Genomic DNA, 17,325 nt, shown 5'->3' with positions numbered 1-17,325 from the left:
TTGCCCGGAGGATCTTACAACTTCGCGACAAAACGGCGTCGAAGCGATGACTGCCGTCAAGCCGAGAGGCTGCCTGCCGACGGTAGCGACAGGCGCTCCAGCCAGCGCAGCAATGCCGCGCGCTCCAGCGGTTTGGCGAGACAATCATCCATCCCCGCTGCGAAAGCCGCTTCCCGATCGGCTTCCGCGACATTCGCAGTGACGGCGACGAGCGGCAAGGCGGAGGCGCGCCCGAGCCGGCGTTCGAGCGCGCGGATGGCGCGCGCGCAATCAAGACCCGTCATCACCGGCATGCGCACATCGAGAAGGGCAAGCGCCAGCGGCGGAGCCGCGCCGGCAAAGCTGGCCTCCACGCGCTGCAGAGCCTCGCGCCCGTCGCGCGCCCAGAATGCGATGCAACCGAAACGTTCGAGCGTGCGAACGACCAGCAGCGCGTTGATTTCATTGTCTTCGGCCACGAGCACATGGAGGCCGGTGCCGGGCGAGTTGCGAGCGGATGCGGTGGCATTCGCGATTTCGCCCATCGCCGGCAGCCTATGCGGGAAGTCCGCATCGAGCCGTTCATAGAGCGAGCGCGTCCGCACCGGCTTGATGAGAAAGCCGGAGAAGCCCGCGGCCTGCGGCGCACCGAACTGCCGCCGCTCCAGAGGCGAGAGCAGGATCAGGCAATCGCGGATGCCGGACGCAGCGACCGCTGTAGCGAGATCCTTCGCCGGCATATCGCCGAGTGCGTGATCGATCAGAACCGCTGTCGGGCGGGTTTCGCCGATCAGCTTCACGCGCGCCGATTCGGCGGTCGTCGCGACGGAGACCGCGGCCCCGGTCACCCGGATCGCTTCCGCCAGGAAGCGCGCCGCGAACGGAACAGGCGAGACCAGCAGGATATGCTGATGCGGCCAATGCGGAATGCCCGGACGCGCGGCATCCGCAGCTGCCGCGAGCGGCAGTGTAACGCGGAATGTTGCTCCTTCGCCTAGCCGGCTTTCGGCCCTCACTTCGCCCGCCATCAAATCAACGAGGCGCCGGACGATCGCCAGCCCGAGGCCGGCTCCGGACTGCCGTATGCCGGCACCATGTTCGACCTGTTCGAATTCGCTGAAGATGTCCTCGAGCCGGTCGACGGGAATGCCCGGCCCGGTATCGGCGACGGTGATCTCGACGCCCGCACCCGACAGCCGCAGGCTGAGACCGACCCCGCCGGCTTCGGTGAACTTCACCGCGTTTCCGACGAGGTTGAGCAGAATCTGGCGCAGGCGGTCGCGATCGCCAATGAGGCGCGTGGGCAGCTCGGGCGCAATATGGGCGGAGAGCTCGATGCCCTTCGCCTGCGCCCGCGGCGCCACGAGTTCCGCCACCGTCTCGACGAGCTGGACGACGTCGAAGGGTTCCTCGACCAATTCGAGCTTGCCGGCCTCGACCTTGGCGAAATCCAGGATATCGTCGACCAGCGCGAGCAAGGCCTCGCCGGAGGTCCGCAACGCTGCAATATAGGTCGCCTGCTCGGCATCGGGGCCGGTATCGGTGAGAAGGTCAGCCATCCCCAGGATGCCGTTGAGCGGCGTGCGGAACTCGTGGCTGACGGTGGCGAGGAAGCGCGATTTCGCCTCGCTCGCGGCTTCGGCCCGGGCGCGTGCCTCGACCAGGGCGTCCTCGCCGGCGATACGCGCGGAGATGTCGCGGCCGACGCGTTGGATGAGCGCCTTCCCGCCATGTCCCGCAACCGCCGTCTCGACCCAGGAAATCCAGCGCTCGCCCTCATACGTCGCCAGACACTCATCGAAACTGCGGGCTCCGCCTTCGAGCAGTTGCGCTGGCCGACTGGCGAGTTGCGGCAGCTGCATCTTGCTGCCGACGAGATCGACCTCGCTCGCGCCGAACAGCGCCCCATAAGCCCGGTTGGCATAGACGATGCGCGCACCGTCGCGCCTGACGATCAGGTCGCCCTGGGCTTCGATCAGGCTGCGATAGCGTTCCTCGCTATCGGCGAGTGTCCAAAGCCGGTCGTTGAGATTTTCGGTATCGCGGAGCAAAGCGGCGACCTGCCGCCGCAACTGTTCACGCTGGAACAGGAGCCGGGCAATCAGCAGGCATAGCGCGAGCGCGGCGCCTCCGACGATGAGCCATGACCAGAACGAAGAAACCATGCCCTTCGATCTAGCCCTCGTCCCTTGAGAAAGGCGCCTGCGAACCCCGCAGATTCGCCGTTCGGCCTTCAGGATCGGTTAATCAAGAATACGTCGAGCTCATCGCATCTTGCGCGGTCTTCGGACGAGCCATCTGCTGCGCTCGAAAACGCGCCACGCGATCAGGCCGCCTGAACGAGCTCGCCACCGCGCGAGCGATAGGACAGCGCCTCCGCCAGATGCAGCCGCCCGACCTTGGCCTCGCCGTCGAGATCGGCGAGCGTGCGGGCTACTTTCAGCACGCGATGATAGGCCCGCGCCGTCAAGCGCATCGCCTCCGCGGCATCGCGCAAAAGGGCGAGCCCGGCATTATCGGGCCGTGCGATCTCTTCCAGCACCGGCGGAGGGCAGGCCGCATTGGTGCTGACGTGGCCCAGGCCGCGCTGAGGCAGTTCCAGCGCCTCGAAGCGCGCGCGCTGGCGCTGACGGGCGGCTGCGACTCTCGCGGCGACGGTGGTGGAGTCCTCTCCCGTCGATGGCCGGATCAGGTCGGCAGCGGTGACCGCGGGGAGATCGATGGCGATATCGATCCGGTCGAGCAGCGGACCGGACAGCCGAGTCTGATACTGCGCCATGCAACGCTCGTTCGGCTGGCGGCGGCAGGCGAAACCGGGCTCCGTCGCCTTGCCGCAGCGACACGGGTTCATCGCCGCCACGAGCTGGAATCTGGCGGGATAGGTGACCCGGTGATTGGCGCGAGAGATCAGAACATCGCCGGTCTCCATCGGCTGACGCAAAGCATCCAGCACCTGCGGCTGGAACTCGGGCAGCTCGTCGAGGAAGAGCACGCCGTGATGGGCGAGCGAGACCTCCCCCGGCTTGGCATGAAGGCCGCCGCCGACGAGCGCCGCCATCGAGGCCGAATGGTGCGGTGCCCGGAACGGGCGCCGATCGGTCAGGGCGCCGTCGGCGAGATGGCCCGCGACCGAGAGCACCATCGAAACCTCGAGCAACTCGCGCGGCGAAAGCGGCGGCAGGATCGACGGCAAGCGGCTCGCCAGCATCGACTTGCCGGCTCCGGGAGGCCCGTTCATCAGGAGATTGTGCCCGCCGGCGGCGGCGATCTCGAGCGCGCGGCGCGCGCTCTCCTGCCCCTTGATATCGACCAGATCGGGCAGAACTCCGCCTTGACGGGCCACTGCCGGCTCGGGCCGCGCCATCACCTGCGTCCCCTTGAAATGGTTGGCGAGCTGGATAAGCGAGCGCGGCGCCAGAATATCGATATCGGCGGCGGCCCAGGCAGCTTCCGGACCGGAAGCAGCGGGACAGATGAGACCCTGCCCTCTTGCGTAGGCAGCAATCGCTGCCGGCAGGACACCGGCCACCGGCGTGATCGAGCCGTCAAGGGCGAGTTCCCCGAGCACGGCATATCCGGCGAGTGCATCGGCGGGAATCGCGCCGATCGCCGCCATGACCGCGAGCGCGATCGGCAGGTCGTAATGGCTGCCTTCCTTGGGCAAATCGGCCGGTGCCAGATTGACGGTGATACGCTTGGCCGGCAGGGCAAGCCCCGAGGCGATGAGGGCGGCGCGCACCCGCTCGCGGCTCTCGGCGACGGCCTTGTCCGGCAGCCCGACCAGAATGAAGGCGACGCCGCCGGCCGCGACCTGCACCTGAACATCGACGGCGCGCGCTTCGATCCCCTCGAACGCCACCGTCGCGACCCGCGTCACCATCTCGGCCTCGCCCCGTTCCCCTTGGGGACGCTAGCGGAGCTTCAGCGGCAGCGCAAGAACATATCGAGAACCTTCGAATAAGCAGGGAGGCGGGCGCCTCCCTGTCCCGTCAAAGTTCAGGCGTCGACGCCCAGGCCCATCTGGCAGGCGACACCGGTCCCACCGAGGCCGCAATAACCTGCCGGGTTCTTGGCGAGATACTGCTGATGGTAGTCCTCGGCGAAGTAGAAGGTCGGCGCCTCGCGGATCTCGGTCGTGATCGGACCGTAGCCGCCGGCGGCCAAAGCCTTCTGGTACTCGGCGCGGGACTTCTCGGCAGCGGCCTTCTGCTCGGCGTCATAGGTGTAGATCGCCGAGCGATACTGCGTGCCGATATCGCCGCCCTGGCGCATGCCCTGGGTCGGGTCATGGTTCTCCCAGAAGATCCTGAGCAGATCCTCATAGGCGATCTTGGCGGGATCGTAGACCACCAGCACGACCTCGGTGTGCCCGGTCAGGCCGCTGCACGCCTCCTCATAGGTCGGATTCGGCGTCGTGCCGCCGGCATAACCCACGGCGGTGACCCAGATTCCCTCGCCGCTCTGCCAGAACTTGCGCTCGGCGCCCCAAAAGCAGCCGAGCCCGAACAGCGCCTTGCGCGTGCCTTCCGGATAAGGGCCGGCCAGCGCGCGTCCGTTGACGAAATGGGTTTCAGCGGTGGGAATCGCAGCGGGACGGCCCGGCAGGGTCTCGGCCGCCGTCGGCATCTCGGTCTTCTTGCGCAAAGAGAACATTTCTCGCTCCGTTCGTTCGAGCTTCGGCGCCAATGTAAGCCTCCTGCGGCCCTTCGCACAGGGGGGCTTCGCGAGCCCGCGCTTCACCGACGCGTGACGATGCCGATCAGCGGCTCCGGCTGCCGCCCCAGCCAAAGCAGCGCGAATCCGAGCAGAAGCGCCGCGAGCGAAGTCGGCAGCCGCATCACCGACAGCAGCATGGGATCCCAGAGCAGTGGATGGAGATTGCGTTCGATGGCCGGCTGAATCTGCGCGTAGCGCTCGTGGATCAAGGCCGTCAGGGTTTCGCTCACCGCGGTGAAGCGCAGTGCCGAATTGGCGATGGAACGAGCGCCGTCGATCACAAGCGCGACGAAGCCGGCCGCGACCCACAGATATCCCAACACTCGTAGAAGGAATCTCACTCTGCTCCCCGTCACCGTTTGCCGTTCGCGTATCCGGCACCTGCCCCCAGCTTCAAGATGTGCTCATCAGCGGCGCTCGGCGCAACCGCGCGCACAGGTTTTAGTGGGATTGTGCAAAACCCTTCATCTCGGGCCTTGAAAGATGACGGCACGGCGGTCATAAGCAGCGCGCCGGACAGGTGGCCGAGTGGTTGAAGGCGCACGCCTGGAAAGTGTGTATACGGGAAACCGTATCGCGGGTTCGAATCCCGCCCTGTCCGCCAGAAATTCCCAGAGATCGATTCCCGAGCGCACAAGCGCCGCGAGAGCCCGACTGGCTCCGTGAGCGGATTCAGATGGAATCCGGAAATTTGTCAGCTGGCCGATGGGCAGACTGAGCCCAGCAGCGCGGCCGATAGCGGTCGGCACAGCCTGCTTTCGGATCGGTCCGTGGCACCATCAGCCGAGAGAAAGCATGCCCCGGATCTCGGCGTCGCGTTGCCTCATGTGCTGCAGCAGCGGATCGATATGGGGCACCCGGTCGCCCGCCGCGGCGAAAGGAGACGCCTCGCGAACCAGCGCGTGCAGCCGGCGTGTGACGGCACCGAGCGGCGCGGCCTTCCGGACTTCGACAGCTTGCGCGGCGACAAGTAGCTCGATCGCTGCGATCGAGCGGCACAGGCCGGCCACCTCGGCCGTCCTGCGTGCGGCAAGGCCCGCCATGCCGGCCCGGTCGAGATTGCCGTTGGAATGGCTCGAACTGGCGAGCTCATGCACCACGGGCGCGGTCGCCAGGCGCGCCTCGGACGTAATCGCCTTGTGGAACTGGGCCAACCCGTTGAAGCCGGGCAGACCCACGCCATCCTCCTCGATGAGCCCGACGGTGAGCCCCGACCAGAAGGAATCGACCAGCTTGGCGACGCGCTCGGCCGAACCGGTCACGACCGGCGCAAAGCCCAGCCTGGCGACGTCGAGCGCCATCGACAGCGAGACCGTATCGAAATTGGCGACGGAAATGAGCGCCTGCTCCTCGATCGAGACGATCGGGTTGTTCTGGCTCGCGCGCAGCTCGGCCTCGACCTGGCCGTAGGCGAATTCCAGACTGTCCGCCGCCGTGCCGTGGAGCAGCGGCAGCGAGCGGAAGCTGAGCGGGTCCTGCAGATGGCGCGGCCCGCCCTTGGCGAAGAGATAGCTGCCGGTGAGGTAGTGGCGGATGCGGGTGCCGTGCCGGTTGAGCCCGGCGAAGGGGCGCGACCGCAAGGCCGCTTCCGAGACGGTCGACGGGTTTGCCGCGAAACCTTCCATGCTCAGGGCGGCGATCAGGCTCCAAAGGTCGAGACTATCGCGCAGGTCGGCCATGGCCAATGCCGCAGTGCCCAAAGCGAGCGCGCTGGAATTCAGCAACGCCAGTGCTTCGCCGGCCTGCAATTCGATGTCGCCATAAAGTGCCAGCGCCAGATCGGTGATCGGCGCCATGTCGCTCTGGCCCATCGAGCCCCAGATATGGACCTCGATCGCGCGGTCTTCGTTCAGGGCGGCAGCAAGCCGCTCGGCGAGCAGGGGCCGCACACCGAGCCGTCCGCTCGCCATGGAATTGAGCAGCACCGCCATCATCGCCCGGACAGCTTCGCGCGGTGCGAGAGGCCCATGCGCGACGTTGTGGGTTAGCAGGAGCCGGCGGTTGAACTCGCCAATGCGATTGGGCGCGAGCGGCACGCCGGTCTTGGCGCCGACGCTGGTGGTGACGCCGTAGACCTTTTCACCGCGCGCCACGGCGTTGTCGACCACCGCACGGGCGGCTTCCATGCGCTGGATCGCCTCTACGGCGATAGAGACCGGCGCCCGCTCCCGCGCGATACGGACGAGTTGCTCGATCGTGAGATCGAAACCGGTGACGTCCACTTGGCTCATGGCAGATCCGTTCCCAACAAAGCCCGCGCAGCGCAATCACGCCTGACCGATTCCGTCATTAATGGGAAGCGCAGGAGTACGGCCGGGAAAGACCTTCGTTTCATGCCTTGAAATACCGCGCGCGCTTCCGCCCGGATCGCAGGGATCGGCTAGTTTCGCGCCGTCGAAACGGGCGCAGCGCATGGCCATCACCTACGATCTGGTCAAGGAAGTCACCGCCAATCTCTATGATTGGTCGCTGCGCCGAATTCCGGAATCCTCCAAGGCCGAATTCCGCAAGGCGCTGGCGACGGAGACCGAGCCGCAGGCGCGGCAGACGCTGGCCTTCATGCTCGACAGTGCCGAGCACGCCGAACAGACCGGCAAGTTCCTGTGCTCGGATGCCGGGGTTCCCAGCTACACCATCAAGATCGGCTCGGGCGTACGGATGGAGGGCGATATCCGTCAGGCGATCGTCGATGGCTTCGCCGATCTCGCCCGCGCGATCCAGCCGCCGATCCTGCGCTTCGTCACCAATCCGCTGACGAATGAGCGCAGCTATCACGGCAAGGACATGCCGCTGGTTTCCTGCGAGCTCATCGGTGATGTCGAATACCTCGACATCACCTGCGCGCCGAAGGCGCTCGGCGGCGGCCGCTGGGCCGCGATCGAGACACTGGTCAGTCCGAGCCTCGAGGAGATCGAACGCTGCATTCTCGAGCTCGTGCTGCGTGCGGGCGGCCAGCATTGCCCGCCCGTGGTCGTCGGCGTCGGCATCGGCGGCACCTTCGACCATGCGGCGAAACTCTCGAAGGACGCGACCTTGCGCCCGTTCGGCGAGTGCAATCCCGAGCCGATGGTCGCGGCGATGGAGGAACGCCTGACCCGCGCGGTCAACCGGATGGGCTTCGGCCCAATGGGCGTCGGCGGCGCGACCACGACCTTCGGCGTCCATGTCGAATACGCCTCGGGGCATGGCTTCACGCCCGTCGCGGTCTCGTTCAATTGCTGGATCAACCGGCGCACGCGGGCTCGCATCTACAATTCGGGCATCGTGGAGCGGATCGAATGATGGCCCCCTCGCCCCGGCGCCTCTCCCTGCCCTTGACGCCCGAAGCCGCGCGGGCGCTGAAACTCGGCGATGTCGTGCTGCTCGACGGCGACGCCGTCGCGACTGTCGGCATGCCCACGCAGAAGCGCATGGTCTCCGAGCTCGCCGCCGGCCGCGAATTGCCGCTGCCGCTGCGTGGCGGCTCGTTCTTCCATATGGGCGTCAGCTATGAGGAGGGCGAGGCCGGTCCCGGCCCGCTCCACTACGTCAACCCGACGACGTCGAGCCGCTTCGACCAGCTGATGCCGACCCTGATCCGGACGCTGGGCCTCACCGCAACCGGCGGCAAGGGCGGGCTCGGGCAGGAAAGCGTCGCGGCGATGCGCGAGGCCGGCTGCGTCTATTTCTCCTTCGTCGGCGGCGCTTCCGCCCTGCTGAGCCAGGGCGTCCGGGCGGTGACGGACTGCGCGTGGACCGATCTCATCATGCAGTTCCGGCTGAACCGCGTGCGGCTCGACGGCTTCGGCCCGGTCATCGTCGCCATCGATGCCCATGGCAACTCGATCTATGAGCGCCTGATGACATCGGCCCGCGCACGGATGCCCGAGATCATGCAGTCGCTTCGCTCCTCTCCAGACGAGACAGAGACACCACGATGAAAGCGATCGAAATCACCCGGCCGGGCGGCCCCGAGGTTCTGGCGTTCGGCGAACGTCCGTTGCCGCAGCTCGGCGCCGCCGATGTGCTGATCCGGGTCCGCGCGGCCGGGGTCAACCGCCCCGACATCCAGCAGCGGCGCGGCCTCTATCCGCCGCCGCCCGGCGCGACCGACCTGCCCGGCCTCGACGTTTCCGGCGTGGTCGAGGCTGTTGGTGCCGATGTTGCCTGGCCCAAGGTCGGCGACAGCGTCTGCGCGCTCGCCAATGGCGGCGGCTATGCCGAGTTCTGCGCGGTTCCTGCTTCGCAATGCCTGCCTTTGCCGGAAGGGTTCTCCTTCGCGCAGGCGGCTGCTCTGCCGGAAGTGTTCTTCACCGCCTGGAACAACGTGATCTGGCTCGGCCGGTTGGCTGAGGGCGAGACCCTGCTGGTCCAGGGCGGCACCAGCGGCGTCGGCATGGCGGCGATCCAGATCGCCAAGCGGCTACGCGGGGCGCGCGTGATCGCAACCGCGGGAACGGCCGAAAAGCGCGCGGTCAGCCTGGAGATCGGCGCCGATTACGCCATCGACTATCGCGGCGACTGGGTCGCCGAGATCGAGGCCGCGATCGGCAAGGAGAAGGTCGATGTGGCGCTCGACGCACAGGCCGGGCCCTATACGGAAAAGCAGCTCGGGCTGCTCGCGCCCGACGGACGGGTCGTACTGATCGCCAGCCATCTCGGCCAGATGGCGGAGGTGAATGTGCGCAACATCGTCCGTCGCAGGCTGACCCTGACGGGCTCGACGCTCAGGCCCCGAGACGCCGCCTATAAGGGCCGGATCGCCGCCAGGCTTGTGGAACAGGTCTGGCCGCTGCTCGCCAGCGGCGCGATCCGCAGCCATATCTGCGCGACCTTCGACTGGAGCGATGTCCGTGACGCGCACGCGCTGATGGATGCCGGCGAACAGATCGGCAAGGTCGTCCTGACCATGCCGGGCTGAGTGCCGCAGGCGCGATCTGAAAAACAGCGAGCAAGCGCGGGGCAATCTGCTCTAGAGTCGGCGTTCGTCTCCGTCATGCCGGACTCCTCAGAGTGTTCTCGTTCGCGCCCGTTCAATCCGTTCTCAAGGCCCTCAAGCTGCTGACCGAAGTCAATCGCTTGAGCGCGGCCACCGTCGGCGAATTGCATCGCCGCACCGGCCTGCCGAAGCCGACCATCGTGCGCCTGCTCGAGACGCTGATCGAAGCCGGCTATGTGACGCGCGACGAGCGGATGCGCGGCTATCTTGTCACGTCGCAGGTGGCGCATCTGAGCTCTGGCTTCCACGGCGCGCCAATGGTGATCGAGGCCGCCCGCCCCTGGGCGACGGCGCTGACACGCCAGATCAAATGGCCCTGCGCGGTCTGCCTGCTCGACTACGACGCCGTCATCGTCCGCTTCAGTACGATTCCCGACAGCCCGATCTCGCCCTTCCATGCGACGCTGGGTTATCGCCTGAGCCTCGGCGGCCGGGCGCTCGGGCGCGCCTATCTCGCCTTCTGCCCGGATGAGGAGCGCGCCGTGCTGCTAGCGGCGATGCGGGCTTCCTCCGACCCCGAGAATAGCAGCCTGACGGACGAGGATATCGAACAGCTGATCGCGCAGGCCCGCTGGCGCGGCTATACCGAGCGGGATGCGGCCGCCGAGCCACGCAACTCGGCCACGGTCGCGGTGCCGATCAGGCTCGGCGAGCGGGTGCTCGCAACCTTCGGCGTCACCTTCTTTCGCTCGGCCGTGGCGAACCCCGACGACAAGGCGCGGATCATCCATCCCCTGAAGAAGGCTGCGGCCAGCATCGAGGCACAGCTCGAAGCGCTGTCGCAGTCGATGGGCGTCGCATTTCAAGGTGAGAAATAGCCTGCCTTTTCCGCGGGCCGCCGGCCGGCGGCCCCTAGTCTCCGGCCAACACGTCCGAAGAGGCGTTGTCCGGAGGAGATCTCGATGGAGCGACAGCTCTCACGCCGCAGTTTCATGGCCTCGATCGCCGGAGCCGGGCTCCTGGCCGGCCAGCGGCAGGCGCTCGCCGACACCTGGCCAAGCCGCCCCACCAACATCGTCGTTCCCTTCCCGGCCGGCGCCTCGACCGATGTGGTCGCCCGGCTGCTGGCGGAGCGGTTGCGTGGCGAACTGGGGCAGGGCTTCGTCGTCGAGAACAAGACGGGCGCCGGCGGCAACATCGCGGCGACCAGCGTCGTCAGGGCAGCGCCGGACGGCTATACGCTGATGTTTTCTTCCTCGGGGCCGCTCGCGACCAACAAGCTGCTCTACAAGAAGCTGTCCTTCGATCCGCTCGCCGATTTCGCGCCGATCGCGCTGCTGGGCGACGTCCAGGGCATCGTCGCGGTCCACCCCTCGCTGCCGGTTTCGTCCTTCGCGGAGCTCGTCGCCTATGGGAAAGCCAATCCGGGCAAGCTGACCTTCGGCAGCCCCGGCTTCGGCCTGATGGGGCACATCACGGGCGAGCTGATCCAGCGCAAGGCCGGCTTCGAGATGACGCATGTGCCCTATCGCGGCTCGGCACCGCTCGCGACCGACCTGCTGGCGGGAACCGTCAACGTCGCCATTGATTTCCTGCCGAGCTACATCCCGCATGTGAAGAGCGGCGCAATCCGCGCGCTCGCGGTCACCAGCGATCAACGCGCACCGCAACTGCCTGAGGTACCGACCGTGGCGGAGGCGGGGCTTGCGGATGTCAACGCGACGGGCTGGTTCGGGCTCGTCGGCCCCAAGGGGCTGCCCGAGCCGGTGGCGACGCGCCTCGCCGCGATCACCCGCGCCTATGTCGACAGTGCCGAGGGGCGCGAAAAACTCGCAGTGATCGGCGTGCGGGCCCGCACCGGCGATGCCGCCGCTCTGCGGGTCGCACAGACGCAGGAAATCGCGCGGTGGGCGGATGTGATCAAGGCCGCGGGGATTTCACTCGACTAGGTTTTCCAGCTAACGATGGCGCAGGGATGCGCGCGGAGAACCCCTCTCCCGGATGGGAGACGGGCAGGGGCGAGGGACCGCCGCTGTTCATTGGAGCGCGGCGGTCCCGTTGTGTCTCCTGCGGGTAGGACAGGCCCTCATCCCTGCCCTTCTCCCATCCGGGAGAAGGGTTCCCCGCGCCCTTCATTTTTCCAACGCTCCTACCCGGAAGAAGAGTCCGCGAGACTAGAGATGGATCGGGTTGGGTCCTAAGCAGCGTCCAACCCCAGCAGCTCCGCCGCATGGCCACCGGTCATTCGCTTGATCTCGGCTTCCGTGAACTGCAGGTCGAGCAGATGGCCGACGATCTCGCGATAGCCGTCAACCGGGCGCGGCGAGCCGACGAGGCCGAGATCGGAGCACAGCACGGTCTTCTCGACGCCGGCGACCTCGATGACGCGGCGCAGCTCCGACGGCTCGAACTTCTTCGACTTGCCCTCGACGAACATGCAGATCGAATGCTCCATCACCGCGCCGAGATCGACGAGATGGCGGATTTCCGCATCGCTGCAATGGTTGACCATGTAGGTCGGGTGATCGACGAGCAGCTTCTTCACGCCACGCGCCCTCGCTTCCTCGAACACCGCGAAAAGCTCCGGCGTCGAGAGATGGCCGCCGGCGAGGATGATGTCGCCGGCCGCGATCAGGTCGAGGATCTGCTTGACCTCGTCGATGAGCTTGCCATCCGCGCCGAAGGCCGTCAGCGGGATTGGATCGAGCATCTTCTGCGCTGTCTTCGGGAAGGTCTTCACCGCGCCCGAGGCGAGCACGTCGATGTGGTTCTTCGCCGAGAGCGTCGGCAGCCAGACGATCTTGCCGCCGAGCTTGATGGCATGGTCGACCGCATGCGGGTTGAATCCGCCCGAGGCATTGTTCAGCGCGATGCCGGAGAACAGCCTGACGCCGGTATCGGGCACGAGCTTCTCGAGCAGGATCGCATGGGCCGTGCCGAGGTAGAAATGGTCCTTGTAGACGACGGCGCGAAACCCGGCTTCGGCGGCGTCCAGCATGGCCTCGTGATGGTCGAGGATACGCGGCATGGCGGCCGGGCCGCTATGGCAGTGAAGGTCGACGGCACCGACCAGGAGGTCGGCGATCTGGCGGCTGCGCGCATCGGCATTCATGGCAGTGGCAGTCATGTCCATGGCCCTCACGCGGTTTCGCCGGGCATCGGATAATCCGCGGCGTTGATGACCCAGCCGGGCTTCTGCGAGAAATCCAGGCGGGGTGGGGAGAAGATGTCGATCATCTGGTTCAGCCCGGGCAGCACCGAGCGGGAGGTGTGGATCGACGGCGGCGGGATCACGGTGAGCGAAGGCGCCGCCATCAGCTCGTGCTCGTCCTCGCGCCAGATCCGCATGTCCGGCGTCCAGGGCCAGCGGATGTCGTGGATATAACCGCCGTCGATGACGAGCGAGCCCTGCTCGAAATCGTCATGGTGATGCGGCGAGAGCGCGGTGATGTCGCGCAAGCCCATGCGCGGATCGAGGATGTTCACCATCAGCGTGGTGCAGCGGAAGATGCGCCCGAAGCGCCCTTCGCCGCCACCGGCATCGAGACTGTAGCTGCGGATCTTCCAGCCGCCTGTTGGCTCCGGCCATGGCTTGAGCAGCGCGACATTGGCGTGGGGCTGCGCGTAGGAAGCCGCATTGGAGCAGGCCGCGGCAAGATCGGGCGCGGCGCTGGAGAAGATGCGAATGAGGCGGCCCGTGCCCGTCGTCGTGATGCGCGATGCGCCCGGCGGGATGAAGGCGATCGAGCCGCCCGGCACGTCGACGGTCGCGCCCCCGGCGGAAACCGTCGCACCGAGCGTCTTCTCGGGCAGGATCAGGCAATACTCGTCGGGCTGCGATGCTCGCTCCAGCACGGCTCCGGCCTCGACATCGGAATAGGCGACGATGAAGTTCTGCCCGCGCGCCAGCCAGGTCTTGAAACCGTCGCCGGCCTGCTGCGGCTCCTGCGCATAGAAGCGGGCGTAGTCGGCGCCGGCATAGGCTTTGACCGCAGGTGCCTTGGCCGCCGGCTGCGCCGACAATTGCGAGCGTGGATCGCTGGAAGGATAGTTCGACACGGGTTCGGTACTCCTATCGCGCTGCGGAGGCTTCGACCCGGCTTCGGGCTGCCTGCATTTGTGAGAGCGCGTCGGTTGCGGCCTTGCGCAAAAAGCCCTGGTCCGAAGAAAGGATGAAGGCGCTGGCGCCGCGCTCGGCGAAGGCGGCGGATTCTTCGCCATTATCCGTCATCACGCAGACCGGCTTGCCGGCCGCTTTCGCCGCCCGGAAGATCGCGTCCACAGCATCGCGAACCACCGGAGCGTCGCGATTGGGCGCGCCGAAGGCGACCGTGAGATCACCGCGACCGATGAAGACCGCATCCAATCCCTCAACGGCGAGGATCGCGTCGATCCGTTCGATGGCCGACGGGTCCTCGATCATGGCGATGGTGGCTACGGCCGCGTCGGAGGCATCGACGAGGTCCCACATCTTCGAGCCGCCATAGCGGCCGGCGCGGGTGACGCCGGAGAAGCCGCGCCGGCCGCCGCGATAACGGCAGGCGGCGACGAGCGCCTCGGCATCGGCCACATCAGCGATATGGGGCGCGAGGACCCCGACTGCGCCGCAGTCGAGCACCGACAGGATCGCGTCCGCCGCGAGCGTGGGAACGCGGACGACTCCGGAGATGCCGGCCGCGCGCGCCGCCAGCAGCGCGATATCGGTCGCGTTGCGGTCGAAGGGGGCGTGTTCCTGGTCGACGACGACGAAGTCGAAGCCGCTATGGCCGAGAATCTCGGTGGCGTGAGCGGTGGGTGTCTTGATGAAGCTGCCGGCCAGGAAGGCGCCACTGAGAAGGCGCTGGCGGAAGCTGTTGGGTGCGGGAGCTTGCATGCTGCAACGTGCCGGTTTCGGTGGCGGCGATGATGGCACCAGCTCTGCCGAGCGCGGCCGGAAGTTGCCGCGTTTCACGCTTCGAAATGCATTGATGCGTGCCTGCCCTTTGGTCAGAAAGGCGGCAAGATCGAGCCAGGTTCAATGAAGCGGCGGATCGCACCGTCTGAAAGGCCATCCCAAATGAAGAAGCGCCTCCTGCTGATCGCCGGCCTGCTGGCCGCCTCCGCCCTGCCTGCCGCTGCCGGTTCGCTCGAAAATGTCAGGAATCGCGGCGAACTGGTCTGCGGCGTCAGCCCGGGCGTGGCCGGCTTCTCCGTCCCCGACGAGAAGGGGCGCTGGGGCGGCTTCGATGTCGACATCTGCCGCGCGGTCGCGGCCGCCGTCCTCGGCGATGCCGGGAAGGTGCGCTACACCCCGCTCAGCCCGAAGGACCGTTTCGTCGCCCTGCAGACGGGCGAAATCGACCTCCTGTCCCGGCAGGCGACATGGACCCTCGGCCGCGATACCCAGATGGGCCTGCGCTATGTCGGCATCGCCTATTATGACGGACAGGGTTTCATGGTCCGCAAGTCGCAGAACATCGCCTCGGCCAAGGACCTTAACGGCGCCTCGGTCTGCGTGCCGACGGGCACCACGACGGAGCTCAACATCGCCGATTATTTCCGGGCGAACGGCATGAAATACGAGGGCGTCGCCTTCGAATCCGGCGACCAAGTCGCCAAGGCCTTCGAATCCGGCCGTTGCGACGTGTTCAGCAACGATGTCTCGGCGCTCTCCGCCTACCGGCTCAAGCTGGTCAACCCGGCCGAATACGTCATCCTACCGGAGCTGATTTCGAAGGAGCCGCTCGGCCCGGTCGTGCGTCAGGGCGACGAGACCTGGACCAGCATCGTGCGCTGGTCGCTCTACGCCATGATCAATGCCGAGGAACTCGGCATCACCGCCGCCAATGCGGAGGAGCAGAAGCGCACCGGTTCTCCCGAGGCCCAGCGCCTGCTCGGCGGCAACGGCAATTTCGGCGAGTCGATGGGGCTGAAGCCAGACTGGGCCCTCCAGATCGTCAAGCAGGTCGGCAATTACGGCGAAGTCTACGAGCGCAATGTCGGCGCCGGCTCGAAGCTCGGCATCGGGCGCGGCCTCAATAAGCTCTGGACCGCCGGCGGCCTGCAATACGCTCCGCCGGCGCGCTGAGCGACATCGTCCCGATCCGGCTCCGCCGGGATTTGAAAACTGGCTTGCACGCCCGGTCGTCGCGCCGGGCGTGCTGCATCGAGGCGAAGCGATGTCGGTTTCGGATGTCTATCCTGCGGAAATCCTGACGGGCTTCGCCGTCGCGCTGCTCGAAGCGGCCGGGGCGCCGCCCGACAATGCGACCCTGGTGGCCGAGGCTCTCGTCGATGCGGATATCGAGGGGTTGGCCTCGCATGGCTTGCTGCATCTGCCAATGTATCTGGACCGGATCGCAGGAGGCTCCGTCGATCCCTGCGCGAGGGGCGAGATCGTCGCGGATCTGGGCTCGCGCCTGACGATCGATGCCGGGAACGGGCTGGGGCAGGTCACGGCCGAGCGGGCCTGCGAGATCGCAACGGAGCGGGCCACCGCGCATGGCCTTGCGGTGGTGGCGGTGCGCAACGCCTTTCATTTCGGCGCGGCCGGACGCTTCGCGCGGAAGATCGCGCTGAGCGGACAGATCGGCATCGTCATGGCCAATACACGGCCCATGCTGCCGGCCCCCGGCGCTGTCGAAGCCGTCGTCGGCAACAATCCGCTGGCGATCGCCGTCCCGACGGGCGGAGAACCCATTACGCTGGATTTCGCGATGAGCGCGGGCGCCATGGGCAAGATCAGGCTGGCTGCCGGCAAGGGCGAGCCGATTCCGGAGGGCTGGGCGCAGACGGCGGAAGGCCAGCCAACACGGGACGCTCGAGACGCGCTGCTGGGCACGCTCCTGCCAGCCGCGGGGGCCAAGGGCTTCGGCCTTGCCGTGATGGTCGATCTTTTGGCCGGCGGGCTCTCGGCCGGCGGCATCGGCGAGGCGGTGCAACCACTCTATGGCGACCTGGCCCGCGCCTATGGCAGCGCCAACCTGTTCATGGCGATCCAGGTCGAAGGGTTGCGGCCCCTTGCGGAATTCGAGGCTGCCGCCTCCGGTTTTGCCGATCGCATCCGCAGCTCGCGGACGGCTCCGGGCGCCGGCCCCGCGCGTCTGCCGGGAGATCGCGCAGTCCAGGCCAGAAGCCGTTTCGACGGCGCCTCTCGCCTGGGAGGAGAAACGCTCGATGCATTGCGCAGCCGCGCTCGCCGCCTGGGAGTCGCGATCCCCATCGCTCTCAGCGAGAGCCGGTCAAATCAGGATCGGGATTGAGCGCGAACATGCATCGCCCTGCCGCAAAGGCGGCTGCACGACCATTCAAAGCAGAAGCACGAATGGCTGGCGCGCCATTCCGATTCAAGCCTCGGCTTTCGGGCCTCTGACCGCCATGAGCATCGCATAGCCGAGCAGGCTGAACGCGACTATGCCGAGCAGGTTGAGAGCGACGTCGATCATGTTGGCAGCCTGGCGCAACGTAAGGTAAATCAATCCTTACCTGCATGCGCCCGGATGCGCCAGCCCCGGTAGCTTTATCCTTAGGTCACGCTCTCCGTCGCCAGCTTGAATGCATAGGCCAGCGCAATGAAGCCGATCAGGCCCAGCATGCTGAAAATATCCATGTCTTTTCCTCGGTGAACAGCCCGCAGCATGCCGCCCCGTTCCTAAGACAGGGGTCGCGATTTCGTTCAAATTGTTCCCAATAGCGTTCGCGTCGATGCGTGCGCCTCTCGCCGCCAGGCTCCA

Annotated in this window: 15 protein-coding genes and 1 tRNA gene; 8 read left to right on the top strand and 8 right to left on the bottom strand. The window is 66.8% G+C overall.

The genetic code is table 11. From position 1 onward, the window contains the following. Positions 1–56 precede the first annotated feature (56 nt). From AC1DEZ_RS13365 to AC1DEZ_RS13350, 4 genes are all read right to left on the bottom strand, one after another. Positions 57–2,144, bottom strand: a complete 2,088-nt coding sequence (locus tag AC1DEZ_RS13365) for a hybrid sensor histidine kinase/response regulator (RefSeq protein ID WP_476779796.1) — start codon at positions 2,142–2,144, stop codon at positions 57–59. 161 nt (positions 2,145–2,305) lie between these two features. Beyond that, positions 2,306–3,859, bottom strand: coding sequence for a YifB family Mg chelatase-like AAA ATPase (locus AC1DEZ_RS13360; RefSeq protein WP_441509289.1), 1,554 nt, complete (start codon positions 3,857–3,859; stop codon positions 2,306–2,308). Positions 3,860–3,975: 116 nt separating this feature from the next. After that, positions 3,976–4,632 (bottom strand): peptide-methionine (S)-S-oxide reductase MsrA, encoded by a 657-nt coding sequence (msrA, locus tag AC1DEZ_RS13355; protein WP_476779795.1) that lies wholly within the window; start codon positions 4,630–4,632, stop codon positions 3,976–3,978. Between the two features lie 83 nt (positions 4,633–4,715). Continuing rightward, positions 4,716–5,036, bottom strand: coding sequence for a hypothetical protein (locus AC1DEZ_RS13350; protein WP_476779794.1), 321 nt, complete (start codon positions 5,034–5,036; stop codon positions 4,716–4,718). Between the two features lie 173 nt (positions 5,037–5,209). Between AC1DEZ_RS13350 and AC1DEZ_RS13345 the strand changes: the two genes are divergently transcribed. After that, positions 5,210–5,299, top strand: a tRNA-Ser gene (locus AC1DEZ_RS13345). A 175-nt stretch (positions 5,300–5,474) separates the two neighbouring features. On the opposite strand, the gene AC1DEZ_RS13340 is transcribed toward AC1DEZ_RS13345, so the two are convergent. Then, positions 5,475–6,926 carry an aromatic amino acid lyase gene (locus AC1DEZ_RS13340; protein ID WP_441509292.1) on the bottom strand — a complete coding sequence of 484 codons (1,452 nt, stop codon included), beginning with the start codon at positions 6,924–6,926 and terminating at the stop codon, positions 5,475–5,477. 181 nt (positions 6,927–7,107) lie between these two features. On the opposite strand from AC1DEZ_RS13340, the gene AC1DEZ_RS13335 reads away from it, so the two are divergent. The 5 genes from AC1DEZ_RS13335 to AC1DEZ_RS13315 all read left to right on the top strand — a co-directional run bounded on the left by AC1DEZ_RS13335 (position 7,108) and on the right by AC1DEZ_RS13315 (position 11,562). Continuing rightward, positions 7,108–7,977 (top strand): fumarate hydratase, encoded by an 870-nt coding sequence (locus AC1DEZ_RS13335; RefSeq protein WP_441509293.1) that lies wholly within the window; start codon positions 7,108–7,110, stop codon positions 7,975–7,977. Further along, the gene (locus tag AC1DEZ_RS13330) at positions 7,977–8,615 is read left to right on the top strand and encodes a fumarate hydratase C-terminal domain-containing protein (RefSeq protein WP_476779793.1); all 639 of its coding nucleotides are present in this window, start codon (positions 7,977–7,979) and stop codon (positions 8,613–8,615) included. The genes AC1DEZ_RS13335 and AC1DEZ_RS13330 overlap by 1 nt, the downstream gene beginning before the upstream one ends. Continuing rightward, positions 8,612–9,595 (top strand): NAD(P)H-quinone oxidoreductase, encoded by a 984-nt coding sequence (locus AC1DEZ_RS13325; RefSeq protein WP_441509295.1) that lies wholly within the window; start codon positions 8,612–8,614, stop codon positions 9,593–9,595. The genes AC1DEZ_RS13330 and AC1DEZ_RS13325 overlap by 4 nt, the downstream gene beginning before the upstream one ends. 92 nt (positions 9,596–9,687) lie before the next feature. Continuing rightward, positions 9,688–10,491: a DNA-binding transcriptional regulator gene (locus tag AC1DEZ_RS13320; protein ID WP_441509296.1), complete on the top strand. Its 804-nt coding sequence runs from the start codon at positions 9,688–9,690 to the stop codon at positions 10,489–10,491. 84 nt (positions 10,492–10,575) lie between these two features. Further along, entirely contained in the window at positions 10,576–11,562 is a 987-nt protein-coding gene (locus AC1DEZ_RS13315; protein ID WP_441509297.1) for a Bug family tripartite tricarboxylate transporter substrate binding protein, read from the top strand. Between the two features lie 248 nt (positions 11,563–11,810). On the opposite strand, the gene AC1DEZ_RS13310 is transcribed toward AC1DEZ_RS13315, so the two are convergent. From AC1DEZ_RS13310 to AC1DEZ_RS13300, 3 genes are read right to left on the bottom strand one after another with little or no spacing between them, the layout of a single operon-like run. Continuing rightward, positions 11,811–12,740, bottom strand: a complete 930-nt coding sequence (locus AC1DEZ_RS13310) for a DUF6282 family protein (RefSeq protein ID WP_476779792.1) — start codon at positions 12,738–12,740, stop codon at positions 11,811–11,813. An 11-nt stretch (positions 12,741–12,751) separates the two neighbouring features. After that, complete coding sequence (locus tag AC1DEZ_RS13305) at positions 12,752–13,672, bottom strand: cupin domain-containing protein (protein WP_441509299.1); 921 nt, start codon at positions 13,670–13,672, stop codon at positions 12,752–12,754. A 13-nt stretch (positions 13,673–13,685) separates the two neighbouring features. Beyond that, positions 13,686–14,486, bottom strand: a complete 801-nt coding sequence (locus AC1DEZ_RS13300) for an HpcH/HpaI aldolase family protein (RefSeq protein WP_441509300.1) — start codon at positions 14,484–14,486, stop codon at positions 13,686–13,688. Between the two features lie 183 nt (positions 14,487–14,669). On the opposite strand from AC1DEZ_RS13300, the gene AC1DEZ_RS13295 reads away from it, so the two are divergent. Both AC1DEZ_RS13295 and AC1DEZ_RS13290 read left to right on the top strand, forming a co-directional pair. After that, complete coding sequence (locus AC1DEZ_RS13295) at positions 14,670–15,680, top strand: amino acid ABC transporter substrate-binding protein (RefSeq protein ID WP_476779791.1); 1,011 nt, start codon at positions 14,670–14,672, stop codon at positions 15,678–15,680. Positions 15,681–15,771: 91 nt separating this feature from the next. Continuing rightward, complete coding sequence (locus AC1DEZ_RS13290; RefSeq protein WP_441509302.1) at positions 15,772–16,854, top strand: Ldh family oxidoreductase; 1,083 nt, start codon at positions 15,772–15,774, stop codon at positions 16,852–16,854. Positions 16,855–17,325: the final 471 nt, after the last annotated feature.

The sequence above is a fragment of the Allobosea sp. 10L422 genome (assembly GCF_056395345.1).
This window is presented reverse-complemented; position numbering and strand designations above follow the sequence as displayed.